The sequence below is a fragment of the Dechloromonas sp. ZS-1 genome, from assembly GCF_039649255.1.
In the GTDB taxonomy this organism is placed as follows: Bacteria; Pseudomonadota; Gammaproteobacteria; order Burkholderiales; family Rhodocyclaceae; genus Azonexus.
In genome coordinates, this window is record NZ_JBDIYD010000006.1 from 85,782 (window position 1) to 102,302 (window position 16,521).

Genomic DNA, 16,521 nt, shown 5'->3' on the forward strand with positions numbered 1-16,521 from the left:
ATGCCACCCTTACTTCTTCTTGGTTTCCTTGATAACCACAACTTCGTCCGAATAGCGAACGCCCTTGCCCTTATAGGGCTCCGGCTTGCGATACGCACGAATTTCTGCGGCAACCTGGCCAACCTGCTGCTTGTCGGCACCCTTGAGAACGATTTCGGTCTGGGTCGGGCACTCAACCTTCACACCAGCCGGCATCTTGTGAGCAACCGGATGCGAAAAACCGAGGGAGAGGTTCAGCGTGTCGCCGGCAGCCTGGGCACGATAACCCACGCCAACCAGTTGCAGCTTGCGCTCAAAACCCTTGGAAACACCGATCACCATGTTGTTCAGGTTTGCGCGCATCGTGCCCCACATGGCGGATGCATTTTCAGCACCTTCAACCTTGGAAACACCAACGTTTTGACCTTCAACAACCACCTTGACGGCGGGGTGAGCAGCGGTCTTCAGGGTACCCAGCGGGCCCTTGACCGTGATCTGGTCGGCGATGGTGATTTCAACACCAGCCGGCAGCACAACGGGATTCTTACCAATACGAGACATCTAGCTTCTCCCTTAGGCGACGATGCAGAGCACTTCGCCACCAACCTTGTTGGCGCGAGCCTTGCGGTCGGTCATCACACCCTTCGGGGTCGACACGATGGCGACACCCAGGCCGTTCATGACGCGGGGAATGTCTTCGCAGCCCTTGTAGATACGCAGACCGGGCTTGGAAACACGCTCGATGCGCTCAATAACCGGACGACCAGCATAGTACTTCAGCCCGATTTCGAGGGATGCCTTGCCTTCGTTTTGACGGACGGCAAACTCTTCAATATACCCTTCATCCTTCAGCACAGCTGCGATAGCAACCTTCAGCTTGGAGGACGGCATGGACACAGACGCCTTCTCGGCGAGCTGGGCGTTGCGGATGCGGGTCAGCATATCCGCGATCGGATCGCTCATAGCCATTTCTGTATCTCCTGATTACCAGCTGGCCTTAACAACACCCGGAATCTCGCCGCTGAAGGCAAGTTCACGAATCTTGTTACGGCACAGACCGAATTTACGGAAAACACCACGCGGACGACCGGTCAGCTGGCAACGATTGCGCAGACGGCTCGGGCTCGCATTGCGCGGCAGCGCCTGGAGCTTCAGACGGGCGTCGTAACGCTCCTGGTCAGAGAGGCTCGCATCATTGATGATCGCCTCCAGGGCTGCACGCTTCTTGGCGTACTGTGCCACCAGCTTGCGGCGCTTCTCTTCGCGGTTGATCAGAGCAAGTTTTGCCATGATTGCCTCAATTCTTGAACGGGAACTTGAACGCCTGGAGCAGAGCCTTGGCTTCTGCGTCGCTCTTGGCGGTCGTGGTGATACTGATGTTCATACCCCGCAGAGCATCGATCTTGTCGTATTCGATTTCCGGGAAGATGATCTGTTCTTTGACGCCCATGTTGTAGTTACCCTGGCCGTCAAAACCCTTGCCGGAGATACCACGGAAGTCGCGAACACGCGGCAGAGCGATGGTGACCAGACGATCCAGGAATTCAAACATGCGCGGACCGCGCAGGGTAACCATACAACCGATCGGGTAACCATCACGAATCTTGAAGCCGGCGATCGACTTGCGAGCCTTCGTGGTGACCGGCTTCTGACCGGCGATCTTCTGCATGTCGCCAACGGCGTTTTCCAGAACCTTCTTATCGGCAACCGCTTCACCCACACCCATGTTCAGGGTGATTTTGGTGATACGGGGCACTTCCATCACGGACTTATAACCGAACTGCTTAACCAGATCAGCAACAACGGTGTCCTTGTAAAACTGTTGCAAACGCGCCATGACAACCCCTTAAGCGTTCACCGGTTCGCCGTTCGACTTGAACACGCGAACCTTGCGACCATCTTCCAGCGCCTTGAAGCCAACACGGTCAGCTTTCTGGGTCGCCGAATTGAACAGCGCAACATTAGAGATATGAATCGGCATGTCTTTATCGACAATGCCACCGGCCACGCCCTTGACCGGGTTCGGCTTCACGTGCTTCTTGGCACGATTCACACCCTCGACAACGACGTGATCAGCATCAACACGGCGCAACACGGTACCGCGCTTGCCCTTGTCCTTGCCGGTAATAATGACGACTTCGTCGCCCTTGCGAATCTTTTCCATCTCGCCTTCCTTACAGCACTTCAGGAGCCAGGGACACGATCTTCATGAAACGCTCGGTACGCAGTTCGCGGGTCACCGGGCCAAAGATACGAGTGCCAATCGGCTCAAGTTTGTTGTTGAGGAGAACAGCAGCATTGCCATCGAAACGGACCAGCGAACCATCCGGACGACGAACACCCTTGGCGGTACGAACCACCACGGCGTTATAAACGTCACCCTTCTTGACGCGCCCACGCGGAGCGGCGTCCTTGATGCTGACCTTGACGATATCGCCAATGCCGGCATAGCGGCGCTTGGAACCACCGAGGACTTTGATACACATTACCGAACGCGCACCGGTGTTATCGGCGACGTCCAGAATCGTCTGCATCTGAATCATTTAATTAAACTCCAACTTAATCCGCAATGCGGTCAGTCTTGGAACCCGTACGGGTCGAACAATTTGCTGACCACCATTGCAGCAGCCAACAAAAAAGAAGCCGGATTATACCGGCTTCTTTCGCAACTGCGCAAGCGTTTTGTAAGACTATTTAAACAACAATAGCCTTTTCCAGAACGCTCGTCACTGCCCAGGTCTTGGTACGGGACACCGGACGGGTTTCGACGATCTCAACCAGATCACCCGCCTTGGCCACATTACCTTCGTTATGGGCATGGTACTTCTTGGAACGGACCATAACCTTGCCGTACATCGGGTGCTTGACCTTACGTTCGACGAGGACGGTAACCGTCTTTTCCATCTTGTCGCTGACGACACGGCCGATCAGCGTACGCTTGATGCTGGTGGATTCGCTCATTGCTGCACCGCCTTTTCACGGATAAGCGTGCGGACGCGAGCGATATCGCGACGCACCTTGGACATTTGGCTGGTGTTGCCCAGCTGCTGCGTGGCCAGCTGCATGCGCAGACCAAACTGGGCCTTCAGCAACTCGAGCAGCTCAGCCTTGAGCTCGTCCACACTCTTGGTTCTCAGTTCACTTGCTTTCATGATTACCCCAGGTGACGAGTGACAAAGGTCGTGGAAATCGGCAGCTTGGCAGCAGCCAGCGCGAACGCTTCGCGAGCCAGCGCTTCATTCACACCGTCCATTTCGTACAGGACCTTGCCCGGCTGGATCTCAGCAACCCAGTACTCCGGGTTACCCTTACCGTTACCCATACGAACTTCCGCCGGCTTCTTGGAAATCGGCTTGTCCGGGAAAATACGGATCCAGATGCGACCACCACGCTTGATGTGGCGGGTCATCGCACGACGCGCCGCTTCGATCTGACGAGCAGTCAGACGACCACGACCCGTTGCCTTGAGACCCCACTCGCCGAACGAAACTTTGGTACCGCGGGTAGCGAGACCTTCGTTACGCCCTTTGTGTTCCTTGCGGAACTTGCGACGATTAGGTTGCAGCATGTTATGCACCTGCCTTTCTTACGCGCTTGGCGGGAGCCTCGCCGTCGGCCTTCTTGACCGTACGGGTACGGGGCTTATCGCCTTCCGGCTTACCCGGAGCACGACGGGAACGACGCTCCTCGGCAGCAACTTCTTCAGCCGCCGGCTGCTCGTTGCGGTCGAGCATGTCGCCCTTGTAGACCCAAACCTTGATACCGATGATGCCGTAGGTGGTCAGCGCTTCGGAAGTCGCGTAGTCAATGTCAGCGCGCAGGGTGTGCAGCGGCACACGGCCTTCACGATACCATTCGCTACGAGCGATTTCTGCACCGTTCAGACGACCGGCACTCATCACCTTGATACCCTGGGCACCGAGGCGCATGGCGTTCTGCATCGCACGCTTCATGGCGCGACGGAACATGATGCGCTTCTCCAGCTGCTGGGCGATGGAATCAGCGATCAGCTGAGCATCGATTTCCGGCTTGCGGATTTCTTCAATCGAAACATGGACGGGCACGCCCATGATGCGCTGAAGATCGGTGCGCAGCGCCTCGATGTCCTCACCCTTTTTACCGATCACCACACCCGGACGGGCGGAGTAAACGGTGACGCGGGCGTTCTTGGCAGGACGCTCGATCAGGATGCGACCCACGGATGCGTGTGCCAGCTTACGCTTCAGGTACTCACGAACCTTGACGTCTTCCTGGAGCATACCCGGGAAATCTTTGCTGTTAGCGTACCAGCGGGAACTCCAGTTTTTGGTGACGGCCAGACGGAAGCCAGTCGGATGAATTTTCTGTCCCATGGCTCTTCCTTAGTTACCAACGGTCAGATAAATATGGCACGTCGGCTTGCTGATCCGATTGCCACGACCCTTGGCGCGCGCGGTAAAGCGCTTCAGCACCATGCCTTTTTCGACGTAGATGGTCGTAACCTTCAGTTCGTCGATATCAGCACCGTCATTATGTTCGGCGTTGGCGATTGCCGACTCCAGAACCTTCTTGACGATACCAGCACCCTTTTTCGGGCAGAACGCCAGGATGTTCAGAGCCTGAGCAACCGGCTTGCCGCGCACCAGGTCAGCAACCAGGCGACCCTTTTGCGCAGAGAGGCGTACGCCCCGCAGACTTGCACGAGTTTCCATATCAGCTCCTTACTTCTTGGCCTTCTTGCCGGCGGTGTGACCCTTGAACGTACGGGTCAGCGAGAACTCGCCGAGCTTGTGACCGACCATATTCTCGGTCACGAAAACCGGAATATGCTGCTTGCCGTTGTGGACCGCAATCGTCAGGCCGATGAACTCGGGGAGGATCGTCGAACGACGCGACCAGGTCTTGATCGGGCGCTTGTCGTTGGTGGCGCGCACTGCTTCGACCTTGGCGATCAGATGCGAATCAACAAACGGGCCCTTTTTGAGAGAACGTCCCATTTCCTACCCCTTAACGCTTATGACGGCGCTGAACGATCATGCTGTTCGTGCGCTTGTTGCTGCGGGTGCGATAACCCTTAGTCGGCTGACCCCACGGGTTAACCGGGACACGGCCTTCACCGGTCTTACCTTCACCACCACCGTGCGGGTGATCGATCGGGTTCATCGCAGTACCACGGACGGTCGGGCGAATACCACGCCAACGCTGAGCACCGGCCTTACCGATCTTGCGCAGGTTGTTTTCCTCGTTGCCGATTTCACCAACGGTGGCACGACACTCAACGTGGACACGACGAACTTCACCAGAGCGCAAACGGATCTGAGCGTAGGTGCCTTCGCGGGCCAGCAGCTGGACGGAGGTACCGGCAGAACGGGCGATCTGAGCACCCTTACCCGGCAACATCTCAACCAGGCAAATGGTCGTACCGACCGGAATATTGCGGATCGGCAGTGCATTACCAGACTTGATCGGCGCTTCCGAGCCGCTCATGATCTGCTGACCGACAACCATACCCTTGTTGGCGATGATGTAGCGACGCTCACCGTCCGCATACAGCACCAGCGCGATATTGGCAGTGCGGTTCGGATCGTATTCCAGACGCTCAACCTTACCCGGGATGCCATCCTTGGTACGCTTGAAGTCGATAACACGATAAGCCTGCTTGTGACCACCGCCCTGATGACGAACGGTGATACGGCCATTGTTGTTACGACCGGACTTCTTGGACTTGGACTCAACCAGACCGGCAAACGGCTTACCCTTGTGCAGATCGGCATTAACGACCTGAACAACACCGCGGCGGCCAGGGGAAGTCGGCTTGACTTTAACGAGAGCCATTAGGCGTTACCCCCTTCAGCGAAGTTGATCTCCTGACCCGGCTTCAGGCTAACGTAAGCCTTTTTCCAGCCCTTGCGCTGACCAACAGCACCGCGGAAACGCTTTACCTTGCCCTTTACGTTGGCAACCTGAACGGACTCAACCTGAACCTTGAACAGCAGTTCAACGGCAGCCTTGATTTCCGGCTTGGTAGCATCAGAAGCAACACGGAAAACGACTTGCTCGTTCTTTTCAGCAATGTAAGTCGCTTTTTCGGAGATTTGCGGTGCCAACAGCACCTGCATCAAACGTTCTTGATTCATCCCCACATCTCCTCGAACTTAGCCACGGCGCTCTTGGTGACCAGAACCTTGTTGAAGCGAACCAGGGAAACCGGATCAGCTTCTTGAGCTTCCAGAACGAGCACGTTCGGCAGGTTACGCGACGAGAGATACAGGTTTTCGCTGAGTTCGTCAGTAACGACCAGCAGATTGCCTTCCAGGCCCATGCCCTTCAACTTCTGGGCAAACAGCTTGGTCTTCGGCGCATCAACAGACAGGTCTTCGCAGACCACCAGACGATCCTGGCGAGCCAGCTCGGAGAGGATGGCGGCCATACCGGCACGGAACATCTTCTTGTTGACCTTCTGGGAGTAATTTTGATCCGGCGAATTCGGGAAAATCCGACCGCCTCCACGCCACAACGGGGAACCATTGGAGCCGGAACGAGCACGACCAGTACCCTTCTGACGCCACGGCTTGGTCGTGGTGTGACGAACTTCGGAACGATCCTTCTGCTTGGAGTCAGCGGAGCGAGCGTTTGCCTGATAGGCAACAACCAGCTGATGAACCAGCGATTCGTTGAATTCGCGAGCGAACAGAATATCGGAAGCCTGCAGCTTGGCTGCTTCCTGACCCTGCTCGTTAATAACCTTCAGTTCCATCTCGCCCCCTTAAGCCTTAACTGCCGGACGCACAACGACGTCGGAACCCTTGGCACCCGGAACCGCACCCTTGATCAAGAGCAGCTGACGCTCAGCGTCAACGCGAACAACGGTGAGACCTTGCGTGGTTGCCTGAACAGCACCCAGATGACCGGCCATGCGCTTACCCGGGAAAACACGACCCGGATCCTGCGCCATACCAATGGAACCCGGGGCGTTATGGGAGATGGAGTTACCGTGGGTGGCACGGTTGGAGCTGAAATTGTGGCGCTTGATACCACCCTGGAAGCCCTTACCAATGCTGGTACCGGTAACGTCAACCTTCTGCCCTTCGGCGAAAATCGTGACAGCAACCTGGTCACCGGCCTTCAGAGAAGCCAGCTGATCAGCATCAATATGGAATTCCTTGAGGGTATGCCCGGCTTCGACGCCCGCCTTGGCCATATGACCAGCCAGGGGCTTGGAAACACGGGAGGCACGGCGCGTACCGAAGGTAACTTGAACGGCAGCATAGCCGTCAACCTCCGGCGTTTTGACTTGGGTCACGCGGTTGTTCGACACGTCAAGCACAGTCACCGGGATGGAAACACCATCCTCGGAGAAAATGCGAGTCATGCCAACCTTGCGACCAACAAGGCCTAGACTCATGGTTATTCTCCTCATCGCCGGCTGCGATTGGCCGGTCGATGTAAAACAACAAATGGGCAGTCGCGAACGACCACCCCCGAAAACAGCGGATTATATCCGCAAAACAATCTTTACTGCAACTTGATCTCGACGTCGACACCAGCCGGCAGATCCAGCTTCATCAGCGCATCGACAGTCTTGTCGGTCGGATCCACGATATCCATCAGACGCAGATGGGTACGGATCTCGAACTGATCGCGGGAAGCCTTGTTCACGTGCGGCGAGCGCAGGATGTCAAAACGCTGCTTGCGGGTCGGCAGCGGGACCGGGCCACGCACCACAGCGCCGGTGCGCTTGGCGGTTTCGACGATCTCCTGAGCGGATTGATCGATCAGACGATAGTCAAAGGCCTTCAGACGGATACGGATTTTTTGGTTTTGCATGATTGGCTTCCAAAGAGCAATGGGGCGGGAAAAAACCCGCCCCTGATTTTAGTAAAGAACGATTACTCGATGATCTTGGCGACGACGCCAGCACCGACGGTACGACCACCTTCGCGGATTGCGAAGCGCAGACCTTCTTCCATAGCGATCGGAGCGATCAGCTTGACGGTCATCTGGATGTTGTCACCCGGCATAACCATTTCAACGCCTTCCGGCAGCGAGATCGCGCCGGTCACGTCGGTCGTACGGAAGTAGAACTGCGGACGGTAGTTGTTGAAGAACGGGGTGTGACGACCACCTTCGTCCTTGGACAGAACGTACACTTCGCCCGTGAAGTGGGTGTGCGGGGTGATGGAACCCGGCTTGCACAGCACCTGACCACGCTCGACGTCTTCACGCTTGGTACCACGCAGCAGCGCGCCGATGTTGTCACCAGCCTGACCCTGATCCAGCAGCTTGCGGAACATTTCAACACCGGTACAGGTGGTCTTCTGGGTAGCACGGATACCGACGATTTCGATTTCTTCGCCAACCTTGACGATACCGCGTTCGACACGGCCGGTCACAACGGTACCGCGACCAGAGATCGAGAAGACGTCTTCAACCGGCATCAGGAACGGCATATCAACAGCACGCTCCGGGGTCGGGATGTAGGAGTCCAGGGCAGCAGCCAGGCGGAAGATTGCCGGCTCACCGATTTCGGACTGATCGCCTTCCAGGGCCTTCAGTGCGGAACCGTGGATGATCGGGGTGTCGTCGCCCGGAAAGTCGTACTTGGACAGCAGCTCGCGCAGTTCCATTTCGACCAGCTCGAGCAGCTCGGCGTCGTCAACCATGTCGCACTTGTTCATGAACACCAGAACGTACGGCACACCAACCTGACGGGCCAGCAGGATGTGCTCGCGGGTCTGCGGCATCGGGCCGTCAGCAGCGGAACACACCAGGATCGCGCCGTCCATCTGGGCGGCACCGGTAATCATGTTCTTCACGTAGTCAGCGTGACCCGGGCAGTCAACGTGAGCGTAGTGACGGTTTTCGGTTTCGTACTCGACGTGGGCGGTGTTAATCGTAATACCGCGAGCCTTTTCTTCCGGAGCGGCATCGATTTCGTCGTACTTCTTGGCAGCGCCGCCGAACTTGGCAGCCAGCACGGTGGTGATCGCAGCGGTCAGCGTGGTCTTACCGTGGTCAACGTGACCAATCGTACCAACGTTGACGTGCGGCTTCGTACGTTCAAATTTTTCCTTGGCCATTTTTAATGGATCTCCAAAATACGATTACTGATTACTTCTTGTTAATAACAGCTTCAGCGACGTTCTTCGGCGCTTCAGCATAGTGCTTGAATTCCATGGTGTAGGTCGCACGACCCTGAGACAGGGAGCGCAGCGAAGTAGCATAACCGAACATTTCGGACAGCGGCACTTCTGCACGCACTTCCTTGGTTCCACCCGGCAGGTCGTCCATACCCTGAACGATACCGCGACGGGAAGAAAGGTCGCCCATGACGTTACCCATGTAGTCTTCCGGGGTTTCGACGACCACAGCCATCATCGGCTCGAGCAGCGTCGGGCTGGCCTTCTTCATACCTTCCTTGAAGGCCATGGAAGCTGCCATGCGGAACGCGTTTTCGTTCGAGTCAACGTCGTGGTAAGAACCGTCGAACAGCGTGAACTTGATGTCCACAACCGGGAAGCCGGCCAACACACCATTGGAAATCGCGTCCTGCAGACCCTTGTCGACTGCCGGGATGTATTCGCGCGGAACCACACCACCCTTGATCGCATCGACAAAAGCGTAACCTGCACCCGGCTCATTCGGCTCGATCTTGAGCCAAACGTGACCGAACTGACCACGACCACCAGACTGCTTGACGAACTTGCCTTCCTGTTCGACAGCCTTCTTGATGCATTCGCGGTAAGCAACCTGCGGCGCACCCACGTTGGCTTCAACGTTGAATTCGCGCTTCATGCGGTCAACGATGATTTCGAGGTGCAATTCGCCCATACCGGAAATGATGGTCTGGCCGGATTCTTCATCAGTACGCACGCGGAAGGACGGATCTTCAGCAGCCAGACGACCCAGCGCCAGACCCATCTTTTCCTGGTCGCCCTTGGTCTTCGGCTCGACGGCGACGTGAATCACCGGATCAGGGAAAACCATGCGCTCGAGAATGATCGGGGCATCCGGATCACACAGGGTTTCACCCGTGGTGACTTCCTTCAGACCAACGCAAGCGGCGATGTCACCAGCCAGAACTTCCTTGATTTCTTCGCGGTTGTTGGCGTGCATCTGCAGAATACGGCCGATACGCTCCTTCTTGCCCTTGACCGAGTTGTAGACGGTTGCGCCGGAGTTCAGCACGCCCGAGTAAACACGGATGAAGGTCAGCTGACCAACGAACGGGTCGGTCATCAGCTTGAATGCCAGTGCGGAGAACTTTTCGGTGTCGTCAGCCTTGCGGGAAGCCGGCTGCTCGCGCTCGTCCGTACCTTGAACCGGCGGAATATCAACCGGCGACGGCAGCAGTTCGATGACGGCGTCCAGCATGCGCTGAACACCCTTGTTCTTGAACGCAGTACCGCACAGCATCGGCTGAATTTCGCAGGCCAGGGTGCGCAGACGCAGACCCAGCTTGATCTTCTCTTCCGACAGATCGCCGTTTTCCAGGTATTCGTTCATCAGGTCTTCAGAGGCTTCAGCAGCCGCTTCGACCATCTGTTCGCGCCATTCCTGAGCGGTATCAACCAGATCAGCCGGGATATCGCGGTAATCGAACTTCATACCCTGGGAAGCTTCGTCCCAGAAAATGGCCTTCATCTTGATCAGGTCAACCACACCAGCGAAGGTATCTTCAGCACCGATCGGGATCACGATCGGCACCGGATTGGCCTTCAGGCGGGTCTTCATCTGGTCAACGACCTTGAAGAAGTTAGCACCGGAACGGTCCATCTTGTTCACGAAGGCCAGACGCGGCACCTGGTACTTGGTTGCTTGACGCCAAACGGTTTCGGACTGCGGCTGAACGCCACCGACCGCGCAGTAAACCATGCAGGCACCATCCAGAACACGCATGGAACGCTCAACTTCGATCGTGAAGTCAACGTGTCCCGGGGTGTCGATGATGTTGAAACGGTGCTCAGGGAAGGAACTGTCCATACCCTTCCAGAAGCAGGTCGTTGCAGCGGAGGTAATGGTGATACCACGCTCCTGCTCCTGCTCCATCCAGTCCATGGTGGCAGCACCGTCGTGCACTTCACCGATCTTGTGGTTAACACCGGTGTAGTAGAGGATACGCTCGGTCGTGGTGGTCTTGCCGGCGTCAATGTGAGCGGAAATACCGATATTACGGTAGCGCTCGATAGGAGTCTTACGTGCCACGTTGTAGCCCTCGATGGATTAGAAGCGGAAGTGAGCGAAGGCCTTGTTGGCTTCGGCCATGCGGTGAACTTCGTCGCGCTTCTTGACAGCGCCGCCGCGGTTTTCAGCCGCTTCCATCATTTCGGCAGCCAGACGCTGACCCATGGACTTTTCGGAACGCTTGCGAGCGGACTCACGCAGCCAGCGCATGGCGAGCGCAGCGCGACGAGCCGGACGAACTTCAACAGGAACCTGGTAGTTCGCACCGCCCACACGGCGGGACTTCACTTCAACCATCGGCTTGACGTTGGCCATGGCAGAACCGAAGACTTCCAGCGGATCCTTACCGGACTTGGTGGTGATGATGTCAAAAGCACCATAAACGATGCGCTCGGCAACAGACTTCTTGCCGCTTTGCATGATGGCGTTGATGAACTTGGAGACTTCGACATTGCCGAACTTTGGGTCCGGCAGAATGTCACGTTTCGGTACTTCGCGACGACGGGGCATATTAACCTCTAAAAAACACGATTCAGTTGAAAAGCCGGGAAGGGGTTTTCACCCACCCGGCTCTCTCGACCGCCCATAAGAACGGCCACTTACTTAAGCCACTTAATGAATTAAGCAGCCTTCGGACGCTTGGCACCGTACTTGGAACGGGCCTGCTTACGATCTTTGACGCCTTGCGTATCCAGGGAGCCGCGAACGGTGTGGTAGCGCACACCCGGCAAATCCTTGACACGACCACCACGGATCAGAACCACGGAGTGTTCCTGCAGGTTGTGGCCTTCACCGCCGATGTACGAAATGACTTCGAAGCCATTCGTCAGACGAACCTTGCAAACCTTACGGAGTGCGGAGTTCGGCTTCTTCGGGGTGGTGGTGTAAACGCGGGTGCAAACGCCACGCTTCTGCGGGCACTTTTCCAGAGCAGGAACCTTGCTCTTGGCCTTTTCCGCGACGCGCGGCTTGCGCACGAGCTGGTTGATGGTCGGCATATCAAACTTCCTTCAACGGCCGGGCCTTGCGTTGCAAGGCACGACGGCGATTTTGTTATCCAAAGCAGGGACAATGATTAGCCCCTGCCGACAAAAACCATAGATTCTATGGTTGATCAACCCCCATGTCAACGAAACATGGGGGCTGGTAATCCCATCAGGAACCCTGTTCGGCTTCCTGAGAGGCGTTCTGCGAAACCGCTTCGTCGACCAAACGGTCTGCACCGAGATCTTCGCCTGCCGCCTGAGCCTTGCGGCTGCGGTGATAGGCCAGACCGGTACCGGCCGGAATGAGACGACCGACGATGACGTTTTCCTTCAGACCACGCAGTTCGTCGCGCTTGCCCATGATGGCGGCTTCGGTCAGAACACGCGTGGTTTCCTGGAAGGAAGCGGCGGAAATGAACGAATCGGTGGACAGCGAAGCCTTCGTGATACCCAGCAGCATGTGCTCGAAGGTCGCCGGAATCTTGCCTTCGGCGATCACGCGATCGTTTTCGGCAAGCAGTTCGGCGCGCTCGACTTGTTCGGACTTGATGAACTTGGTGTCACCCGGCTCAACAATGGTCAGACGACGCAGCATCTGACGCACGATGACCTCAATGTGCTTGTCGTTGATCTTCACGCCCTGCAGACGATAAACGTCCTGAACTTCATCGGTGATGTAGCGTGCCAGCGCCTCAACACCCTGCAGACGCAGGATATCGTGCGGATCCGGCTCGCCTTCGACGATCTTCTCACCCTTGTTCACGACTTGTGCATCGTGCACCAGAACGTGCTTGTCCTTCGGGATCAGGTATTCATGGGTTTGGCCGTCGAGATCGGTGATGATCAGGCGCTGCTTGCCCTTGGTGTCCTTACCGAAACTGATGGTGCCGGTGAACTCGGCGAGCACGGAGGCATCCTTCGGCGTACGGGCTTCGAAGAGCTCGGCCACGCGCGGCAGACCACCGGTAATGTCGCGGGTCTTTGCCGATTCCTGCGGCATACGGGCCAACACATCACCCACACCCACCTGCTGGCCATCCACCACGGAAATAATGGAGCCGACCTGGAAGGCGATCGAGACGGCATGGTCGCCACCGTGGATCTTCACTTCCTGGCCATTTTCGTCGAGCAGCTTCACAGCCGGGCGAACGCCCTTGTTGGCGGCCTTGCCAGCGCGCTTGTTGTCGATCACGACCAGGGTCGAGAGACCGGTCACATCGTCAACCTGCTTGGCAACAGTGACACCTTCTTCGACGTTCTCGAACTTCACCGTACCGGCGTATTCGGTAATGATCGGACGGGTGTGCGGATCCCAAGAAGCGAGCTTGGCACCTGCCTTCACAGCCTTGCCTTCATCCACTTCAAGCATGGCGCCGTACGGCACCTTGTGACGCTCGCGCTCGCGACCATGATCATCCGTGATCAACACTTCGCCGGAGCGGGAAATCACCACCTTGTCGCCCTTGGCGCTGGTGACGTAACGCATGTTCGCGGAGTAACGCACCGTACCGGCCGACTTACCTTCGACCTTGTCGGCCACGGCAGCACGAGACGCGGCACCACCCACGTGGAAGGTACGCATGGTCAGCTGGGTACCCGGCTCACCGATCGACTGAGCAGCGATCACACCAACGGACTCACCTGCGTTGACCATCGTGCCACGGCCCAGATCGCGGCCATAACACTGGGCGCAAAGGCCGTAACGGGTGTCACAGGTCAGCGGCGTGCGGACCTTGACTTCATCAATACCCAGCTTGTCGATCAGATCAACCAGGTCTTCATCCAGCATGGTGCCGGAGAAAATGACGGTTTCCTGGGTTTCCGGGTCAACCAGATCGTCGACCGTAACGCGACCGAGGATACGCTCGCGCAGCGGCTCGATGACCTCACCCCCTTCGACCAGCGCCTTGACGACGAAGCCGTTGGCGGTGCCGCAGTCGTCTTCGGTGATCACCAGATCCTGGGTCACGTCGACCAGACGACGCGTCAGGTAACCGGAGTTCGCCGTCTTCAATGCCGTATCGGCCAGACCCTTACGGGCACCGTGGGTCGAGATGAAGTACTGAAGCACGTTCAGACCTTCACGGAAGTTGGTCGTAATCGGGGTTTCAATAATGGAACCGTCCGGCTTCGCCATCAGGCCGCGCATACCGGCGAGCTGACGGATCTGGGCAGCGGAACCCCGCGCCCCGGAGTCGGCCATCATGTAGATGGAGTTGAAGGAATCCTGCTTGACCTTCTTGCCATGGCGGTCGATGACTTCCTCGTGGCCGAGTTCGTCCATCATCACCTTGGCTACCTGGTCACCCGTGCGGCCCCAGATATCGACGACTTTGTTGTAGCGTTCGCCCTGAGTCACGAGACCGTTCTTGTACTGGTCTTCGATTTCCTTCACTTCAGCATCGGCTGCCGCGATGATTTCGTATTTCTTGGCCGGCACGCGCATGTCGTCCGAGCAGAAGGAAATACCAGCACGGGTTGCCAGCGCATAACCGTTCTGCATCAGCTTGTCGGCGAAGACCACCGTTTCCTTCAGGCCGCAGCGGCGGAAGGACTCGTCGATCAGCTTGGAAATTTCCTTCTTCTTCAGCGCACGATCAATGGCCTTGAACGGCAGACCCTTCGGCAGGATCTTGGAGAGGATGGAACGACCCACCGTGGTTTCGACACGAACGATTTTCTCGTTCCATTCACCGTCGACCGCAGCCGCTTCGAATTGCTTCAGGCGGACGGAAATACGCGAATGGATATCGACTTGACCGGCCGCCAGAGCACGCTCGACTTCGGCCACGTCGGCGAAGTACATGCCTTCACCCTTGCCGTTGATCTTTTCGCGGGTCGCGTAGTACAGACCCAGAACGATATCCTGGGACGGCACGATGATCGGCTGACCGTTGGCGGGCGAGAGCACGTTGTTGGAGGCCAGCATCAGCGTACGGGCTTCCATCTGGGCTTCCAGAGAAAGCGGCACGTGAACAGCCATCTGGTCACCGTCGAAGTCGGCGTTGAAGGCGGCACAAACCAGCGGGTGCAGCTGAATGGCCTTGCCTTCGATCAGGGTCGGCTCAAATGCCTGGATACCCAGACGGTGAAGGGTCGGCGCACGGTTCAGCATGACCGGATGTTCGCGGATGACGTCTTCCAGCATGTCCCAAACGATCGGCTCCTGACCATCCACCATTTTCTTGGCTTGCTTGATGGTGGTGGCGTAGCCGCCGACTTCCAGCTTGTGGAAGATGAAGGGTTTGAAGAGTTCCAGCGCCATCAGCTTGGGCAGACCGCATTGGTGCAGCTTCAGTTGCGGGCCGACCACGATGACCGAACGGCCAGAGTAGTCAACGCGCTTACCCAGCAGGTTCTGACGGAAACGACCGCCCTTACCCTTGATCATGTCGGCCAGGGACTTCAGCGGACGCTTGTTGGCGCCGGTCATGGCCTTGCCACGACGACCGTTGTCGAGCAGGGAATCAACCGCTTCCTGCAGCATGCGCTTTTCGTTGCGCACGATGATTTCCGGGGCCTTCAGCTCCAGCAGGCGCTTCAGACGGTTGTTACGGTTGATGACGCGACGGTACAGATCGTTCAGATCTGAGGTCGCGAAGCGGCCACCATCCAGCGGCACCAGCGGACGCAGGTCCGGCGGCAGCACCGGCAGGACTTCGAGGATCATCCAGTCCGGCTTGATGCCGGATTTCTGGAAGGCCTCAAGCACCTTCAGACGCTTGGCGATCTTCTTGTTCTTGGCTTCGGAGCCGGTGACATCCAGTTCGGCACGCAGGGACTCGACTTCGCTGTCGAGTTCGAGGCTGCGCAGCAGCTCGCGCACGCCTTCCGCCCCCATCAGGGCCTGGAAGTCATCGCCATGCTCTTCGACCATGTCGAGATACTGTTCTTCGGTCAGCAGCTGAGCGCGTTGCAGATTGCTCACCATGCCCGGGTCGGTCACGACATAGGCTTCGAAGTACAGGACGCGTTCGATATCGCGCAGCGTCATGTCGAGCACCATACCCAGACGGGACGGCAGGGACTTCAGGAACCAGATGTGGGCAACCGGCGAGGCCAGTTCGATGTGACCCATGCGGTCACGGCGAACCTTGGCCAGCGTGACTTCGACGCCGCACTTCTCGCAGATCACGCCACGATGCTTCAGGCGCTTGTACTTGCCGCACAAGCACTCGTAGTCCTTGATCGGGCCAAAGATCTTGGCACAGAACAGACCGTCACGCTCCGGCTTGAAGGTACGGTAGTTGATGGTTTCCGGCTTCTTGACTTCACCATAGGACCAGGAACGGATCTTTTCGGGCGAAGCGAGGCCAATGGTAATCGCGTCGAATTCTTCTTCGGCGGTTACCTGCTTGAACAGATCGAGCAATGCTTTCATTGTTTAACTCCT

At 57.2% G+C, this 16,521-nt stretch carries 22 protein-coding genes; all 22 read right to left on the bottom strand.

All coding sequences use genetic code 11. The features are described from left to right. Positions 1-9: 9 nt before the first annotated feature. Entirely contained in the window at positions 10-540 is a 531-nt protein-coding gene (gene rplF, locus AACO21_RS09955; RefSeq protein ID WP_346192373.1) for a 50S ribosomal protein L6, read from the bottom strand. 12 nt (positions 541-552) lie between these two features. Continuing rightward, complete coding sequence (gene rpsH, locus AACO21_RS09960) at positions 553-948, bottom strand: 30S ribosomal protein S8 (RefSeq protein ID WP_346192374.1); 396 nt, start codon at positions 946-948, stop codon at positions 553-555. Between the two features lie 15 nt (positions 949-963). Further along, positions 964-1,269 (bottom strand): 30S ribosomal protein S14, encoded by a 306-nt coding sequence (rpsN, locus tag AACO21_RS09965; protein WP_346192375.1) that lies wholly within the window; start codon positions 1,267-1,269, stop codon positions 964-966. Between the two features lie 7 nt (positions 1,270-1,276). Further along, positions 1,277-1,816 carry a 50S ribosomal protein L5 gene (gene rplE / locus AACO21_RS09970; RefSeq protein WP_346192376.1) on the bottom strand — a complete coding sequence of 180 codons (540 nt, stop codon included), beginning with the start codon at positions 1,814-1,816 and terminating at the stop codon, positions 1,277-1,279. Positions 1,817-1,825: 9 nt separating this feature from the next. After that, positions 1,826-2,143: a 50S ribosomal protein L24 gene (gene rplX, locus AACO21_RS09975; RefSeq protein WP_346192377.1), complete on the bottom strand. Its 318-nt coding sequence runs from the start codon at positions 2,141-2,143 to the stop codon at positions 1,826-1,828. Between the two features lie 10 nt (positions 2,144-2,153). Further along, positions 2,154-2,522 (bottom strand): 50S ribosomal protein L14, encoded by a 369-nt coding sequence (gene rplN / locus AACO21_RS09980; RefSeq protein ID WP_027456668.1) that lies wholly within the window; start codon positions 2,520-2,522, stop codon positions 2,154-2,156. A 151-nt stretch (positions 2,523-2,673) separates the two neighbouring features. After that, positions 2,674-2,940, bottom strand: coding sequence for a 30S ribosomal protein S17 (rpsQ, locus tag AACO21_RS09985; RefSeq protein ID WP_346192378.1), 267 nt, complete (start codon positions 2,938-2,940; stop codon positions 2,674-2,676). Next, complete coding sequence (gene rpmC / locus AACO21_RS09990) at positions 2,937-3,131, bottom strand: 50S ribosomal protein L29 (protein WP_346192379.1); 195 nt, start codon at positions 3,129-3,131, stop codon at positions 2,937-2,939. Before rpmC ends, rpsQ begins: the two co-directional genes overlap by 4 nt. A gap of 2 nt (positions 3,132-3,133) precedes the next feature. Continuing rightward, a complete protein-coding gene (gene rplP, locus AACO21_RS09995) occupies positions 3,134-3,547 on the bottom strand; it encodes a 50S ribosomal protein L16 (protein ID WP_027456671.1) in 414 nt (137 codons plus the stop codon). 1 nt (position 3,548) lies between these two features. Further along, complete coding sequence (rpsC, locus tag AACO21_RS10000) at positions 3,549-4,331, bottom strand: 30S ribosomal protein S3 (protein WP_346192380.1); 783 nt, start codon at positions 4,329-4,331, stop codon at positions 3,549-3,551. Positions 4,332-4,340: 9 nt separating this feature from the next. Then, entirely contained in the window at positions 4,341-4,670 is a 330-nt protein-coding gene (gene rplV / locus AACO21_RS10005) for a 50S ribosomal protein L22 (protein ID WP_346192381.1), read from the bottom strand. 9 nt (positions 4,671-4,679) lie between these two features. Beyond that, the gene (rpsS, locus tag AACO21_RS10010) at positions 4,680-4,955 is read right to left on the bottom strand and encodes a 30S ribosomal protein S19 (protein WP_346192382.1); all 276 of its coding nucleotides are present in this window, start codon (positions 4,953-4,955) and stop codon (positions 4,680-4,682) included. Positions 4,956-4,965: 10 nt separating this feature from the next. After that, entirely contained in the window at positions 4,966-5,793 is an 828-nt protein-coding gene (gene rplB, locus AACO21_RS10015; protein WP_346192383.1) for a 50S ribosomal protein L2, read from the bottom strand. After that, entirely contained in the window at positions 5,793-6,095 is a 303-nt protein-coding gene (rplW, locus tag AACO21_RS10020) for a 50S ribosomal protein L23 (protein WP_346192384.1), read from the bottom strand. The genes rplB and rplW overlap by 1 nt, the downstream gene beginning before the upstream one ends. Further along, positions 6,092-6,715, bottom strand: coding sequence for a 50S ribosomal protein L4 (rplD, locus tag AACO21_RS10025; protein ID WP_346192385.1), 624 nt, complete (start codon positions 6,713-6,715; stop codon positions 6,092-6,094). Before rplD ends, rplW begins: the two co-directional genes overlap by 4 nt. Positions 6,716-6,724: 9 nt before the next feature. After that, positions 6,725-7,363, bottom strand: coding sequence for a 50S ribosomal protein L3 (gene rplC / locus AACO21_RS10030; protein ID WP_346192386.1), 639 nt, complete (start codon positions 7,361-7,363; stop codon positions 6,725-6,727). Positions 7,364-7,473: 110 nt separating this feature from the next. Further along, a complete protein-coding gene (gene rpsJ / locus AACO21_RS10035) occupies positions 7,474-7,785 on the bottom strand; it encodes a 30S ribosomal protein S10 (RefSeq protein WP_346192387.1) in 312 nt (103 codons plus the stop codon). Positions 7,786-7,847: 62 nt separating this feature from the next. After that, positions 7,848-9,038 (bottom strand): elongation factor Tu, encoded by a 1,191-nt coding sequence (tuf, locus tag AACO21_RS10040; protein ID WP_346192388.1) that lies wholly within the window; start codon positions 9,036-9,038, stop codon positions 7,848-7,850. A gap of 31 nt (positions 9,039-9,069) precedes the next feature. After that, positions 9,070-11,163 (bottom strand): elongation factor G, encoded by a 2,094-nt coding sequence (fusA, locus tag AACO21_RS10045; protein ID WP_346192389.1) that lies wholly within the window; start codon positions 11,161-11,163, stop codon positions 9,070-9,072. A gap of 18 nt (positions 11,164-11,181) precedes the next feature. Next, positions 11,182-11,652: a 30S ribosomal protein S7 gene (gene rpsG, locus AACO21_RS10050; RefSeq protein ID WP_234087945.1), complete on the bottom strand. Its 471-nt coding sequence runs from the start codon at positions 11,650-11,652 to the stop codon at positions 11,182-11,184. A gap of 110 nt (positions 11,653-11,762) precedes the next feature. Beyond that, the gene (gene rpsL / locus AACO21_RS10055) at positions 11,763-12,140 is read right to left on the bottom strand and encodes a 30S ribosomal protein S12 (protein ID WP_027456682.1); all 378 of its coding nucleotides are present in this window, start codon (positions 12,138-12,140) and stop codon (positions 11,763-11,765) included. A gap of 157 nt (positions 12,141-12,297) precedes the next feature. Continuing rightward, on the bottom strand, positions 12,298-16,509 hold the full coding sequence (gene rpoC / locus AACO21_RS10060) for a DNA-directed RNA polymerase subunit beta' (RefSeq protein WP_346192390.1): 4,212 nt from the start codon (positions 16,507-16,509) through the stop codon (positions 12,298-12,300). Positions 16,510-16,521: the final 12 nt, after the last annotated feature.